This is a genomic window from Caulobacter sp. P1_B12_2 (assembly GCF_056406675.1).
Genome location: NZ_JBFTZS010000440.1, coordinates 1 through 3,836, shown reverse-complemented (window position 1 = coordinate 3,836; position 3,836 = coordinate 1). Strand labels below are relative to the sequence as shown.

Genomic DNA, 3,836 nt, shown 5'->3' with positions numbered 1-3,836 from the left:
TCTCCAGGTTGGTCAGGTAGATGCTCGACCCCGTGGGCCGCAGCGCCATGTACGTGATCTCCTGGCTGGTCGAGGAGAAGCGCGGCGTCATCACGATGTACGAGCCGTCGGTCAGGTACTGCGGGTTGGCGCCGTCCTGGTCCATGATCGCCAGCTTCTTGACCCGGGCCAGCTTGCCGCCGCTCTCGGCGACGAACACCACGCGGGTGTCGAAATAGCCCTTCTCGCCGGTCAGCCGCTCATAGACCGCGTCGCTGATCTTGTGGGCCACCCGCCGCCAGTTCTCGGCGGTCGAGGTGAATTGCAGCCCCAGCAGCTGCTGCTGGCTGAAGGTGTCCCACAGGCGGAAGTCGACGCGCAGCACGCCGTCGGCGCCGACCGTGACCTGGCCGTTGATCAGGGCCTGGGCCCCGGTGGCCTGCCAGTCGGGGAAGCGCGGCTGGACGTTCACGTCGGTCAGCTTGTCGGCGACGTTGGCGACGTTCAGCGGCTGGAACAGCCCCGAGCGCTCGAGATTGCCGCTGATGACCTGCGAGATGTCGGCCCCGCGCCCGCCGCCCGAGAAGGCCGGAATGGCCACGGGCAGCGGCTTGACCGCGCCCTTGTCGATGTCGACCTCGATCTGGGCGCGCGCGGCGGTCGGGGCGAAGGCGGCCATGGACAGCGCCAGGACGGCGGCGGTCGCCAAGCTCGCCAGGGGGCTGGTGAAGACGGACTTCAGGTTCATGCTCGGTGTCCTCCCTATCGCGCCGCGCAAGCGTCGCGCGCCTTGAAGTTCAAATTGAGTTGCTGGCCATAGTAGTCCGGCGGCAGCCCTTCGAAGGGCGCCGACTGGTAGACCGCGCGAATGGCCCGGKCGGCGGCCGACCGGACCACCGGATCGGACGAACGCTCGGCGTCGCCGGCCGTCACCTGGCCGACGATGCGGCCGCCGGTCGCCAGCTTGAAGCTGACCTTGACCTGGATGGCCCCGCCGCCTTCGACCTCGCAGTTGGGGTTCCAGCGGCGCTGGATCTCGTCCTTCATGCCGTTGATGGCGGCGGCCTGCAGGCCGGTCATCGCGCCCGCGCCGGGGCGGGCCTGGGTGGCGGTCTCGGGCCGGGTCGGCCCGCGCGCGGCGTTGGCGACGGGCTTGCCGGTCGCCTTGGGCGTCTTGGCCAGGGTCTTTTCCAGCGAGGCGAAGAAGTCGGGCTCGGGCTTGGCCGGGACCGGCTTGGTCGGGGTCGGCTTGGGAGTCGGCGCCGCGGCGGCGGTCTTGGGCGGCGCGGGGGCCGGGGTCGGGACCGGGGCGGGAACCGGCGCCGGCGGCTGCGGGTCGGCCTCGGGCGTCGGCTCTTCTGTCTGGGCCGTCTGGTCGACGACGTCCTCGATGGCCGGACGGACGTTGGTCGGCCCCTCGGTGACGATGGTCACCGGCACGCTCTCGCCGATGATCACCGGCTTGGACGGCTTCCACGGCCCGATCAGGATCGCGGCCACCACCAGCAGGTGGAGGCCGATCGACCCGACCAGGGCGGGTGAGAAGTTGGTCTTGTTCTCGCGGTAGCTCATGAGCGAGCTCCGCTGTCCGCCCCCTTCCCCCTTGGTGGGGGAAGGGCCGGGGATGGGGGTGAAAGCGGTTCAGGATGGAGCACGGCCGCGCTCAAGCCCGCCGGCGGTGTCACCCCCACCCCTGGCCCCTCCCCCATCGGGGAGGGGAAACCGATGGCCAGTTGCGTGAAGCCGTGCATCGACAGCCGCTCACTGCGCCGGACGCAGGGCGCCCGCGTCCGCGTTCGCCGCAGGGGCCTTGGCGGACACGCCCGACGAAGGACCGCCGGTGTCGGTCAGCAGGTTGATCTTGGCGAAGCCGGCGTTGGACAGCGCCGCCATCACCTGGGCGACGGTGGCGTAGTTCGCCTTGCCGTCGGCGCGCACGAAGATCGGCTTGTCGTAGCCGTCGCCGGCGATCGACGAGATGCGCGGGGCCAGTTCGCCGAACGGGACCTCGCCCTCGCCGATGAACACCGCGCCGTCGGCCTTGATCGAGACGGTGATCGGCTCCTGCTGGTTCTGCAGGGCGGCGGCCTCGGTCTTGGGCAGTTCCAGCGGCACGCCGGCGGTCAGCAGCGGAGCGCTGATCATGAAGATGATCAGCAGCACCAGCATCACGTCGACCAGCGGGGTGACGTTGATCTCCGACAGGGCGCCCTTGCCCCGGCGGCCGCGACGACGGCGACCGCGACGGCCGCCGGTGGCGAAGGCGTCGTTGGCTGACATCGCCATGCGACTAGACCCGCTCGCTCAGGCGACGCTGGATGGCGGTCGACAGGTCGTCGGCGAAGTTCTCCAGGCGCCCCGCGTACTTGCCCGCGTCGGTCGAGAACTTGTTGTAGGCGATATAGGCCGGGATGGCGGCGATCAGGCCGATGGCGGTGGCGAACAGGGCTTCGGCGATCGACGGGGCGACCACGGCCAGCGAGGTGTTCTTCGAGATCGCGATGTTCTGGAAGGCGTGCATGATGCCCCAGACCGTGCCGAACAGGCCGATGAACGGGCTGGCGGTGGCGACGATGGCCAGGCTGCCCAGGCCTTCCTCGGCCTTGCCGGTCTCGCGCGAGATCAGGGTGTCCATCATCCGGTCGATGCGCTGGATCAGGAACGCGGCCTGGCTCTCGCCGATCGGACCCTTGGCCTTGGCGTCGCGCCATTCCTTCAGGGCGGCCTGCAGCATGCGCGGCAGCGGGTGGCGCGGATTGGTCCCGGCCTGGGCGGCGATCTCCTCCAGACCCTGGCCCGAACCGACCTGGTCCTCGAATCGATTGGCGGCGCTGTTGAGGCCGGCGAAGCGGAACAGCTTGTCGATGATCACGGCCCACGAGCCCAGCGAGGCCAGGATCAGCCCGATCATCACGCTCTTGACCACCCAGTCGGCCTGAAGAAACAGCGCGATGAAGGAAAAGCTCTGGGGGCCTGCGGCGTCCATGCGGGGGTCCTGCTCCGTTGGGGCGTCAGTTGTCGTGGAAGGTGGATAGCGCACCTTCCGGGGTTCCGTTGCGCCCTTACTGACATGAAGCGGGGCAATGGTGAAACTATGACAATCGGCGAGGGAGCGGGTTTTTTGGTGATGAAGGCCGGGGTCTCACCTTGTTCCCCTCGCCGCCCCCTCAACGCTCGTCATCCTCGGACTTGTTCCGAGGACCCCTAGGTCAGCCGAGCTGTCGGTCGCGGTTGGGCCGAGATCTCAACGCCCTATGGGTTTTCCGTCTTCGCGGTTGAAGCAGGGGTCCTCGGAACAAGTCCGAGGATGACGGGCGGTGGGGGAGCTCAAACCTCCAGCCAAGGCGCCAACTGCGCCAGCATCTCCGCCGTCGGCTTGCGCGGGCGGCCGTCCAGGGTGATGCAGACCGCCTCGCCCGCCGCCTGGCAGATCAGCTCGTCGCCCCGCGTGATCCGCTGGCTGACGAACAGGCGCGGGCCCTTCACGCGGTCGTAGGTGGTGCGCACCAGCAGGGCGTCGTCGATCCGGGCCGACCGCTTGAAGTCCAGCTCCATGCGGATGATGGCGAAGGCGGTGTCGGCCGCGGCCAGGGCGGTGTGCGAGATCCCGATCATCCGGAAGAAGTCGCTCCGCCCCCGCTCGAAATAGCGCAGGTAGTTGGCGTGGTAGACGATGCCGGAGAAGTCGGTGTCCTCGTAGTAGATGCGCACCGGGAGCTGGTGCTCGCGGCCGTCGAAGACGCCTGATGAAGGCTGGAGAATCTCGGTCATGCGCCCCTTGTAACCCTCTCCCAGAGGGAGAGGGAGGGGCCCGTCGCGAAGCGATGGGAGGGTGAGGGGTTAGGAACGGTTGACGG

The 3,836-nt window shown here is 68.9% G+C and carries 4 protein-coding genes and 1 pseudogene; all 5 read right to left on the bottom strand.

Going from position 1 to position 3,836, the window contains the following annotated elements:
* A pseudogene (tolB, locus tag AC1DZ6_RS21040) lies at positions 1 to 658 on the bottom strand (Tol-Pal system protein TolB); the annotation flags it as partial.
* Between the two features lie 83 nt (positions 659 to 741).
* Complete coding sequence (locus tag AC1DZ6_RS21035; RefSeq protein WP_477099080.1) at positions 742 to 1,551, bottom strand: energy transducer TonB; 810 nt, start codon at positions 1,549 to 1,551, stop codon at positions 742 to 744.
* 189 nt (positions 1,552 to 1,740) lie between these two features.
* Positions 1,741 to 2,265 (bottom strand): ExbD/TolR family protein, encoded by a 525-nt coding sequence (locus AC1DZ6_RS21030; protein ID WP_477099079.1) that lies wholly within the window; start codon positions 2,263 to 2,265, stop codon positions 1,741 to 1,743.
* A gap of 4 nt (positions 2,266 to 2,269) precedes the next feature.
* On the bottom strand, positions 2,270 to 2,965 hold the full coding sequence (gene tolQ, locus AC1DZ6_RS21025; protein ID WP_477099078.1) for a protein TolQ: 696 nt from the start codon (positions 2,963 to 2,965) through the stop codon (positions 2,270 to 2,272).
* A gap of 341 nt (positions 2,966 to 3,306) precedes the next feature.
* Positions 3,307 to 3,750 (bottom strand): YbgC/FadM family acyl-CoA thioesterase, encoded by a 444-nt coding sequence (locus AC1DZ6_RS21020; protein ID WP_477099077.1) that lies wholly within the window; start codon positions 3,748 to 3,750, stop codon positions 3,307 to 3,309.
* Positions 3,751 to 3,836 lie beyond the last annotated feature (86 nt).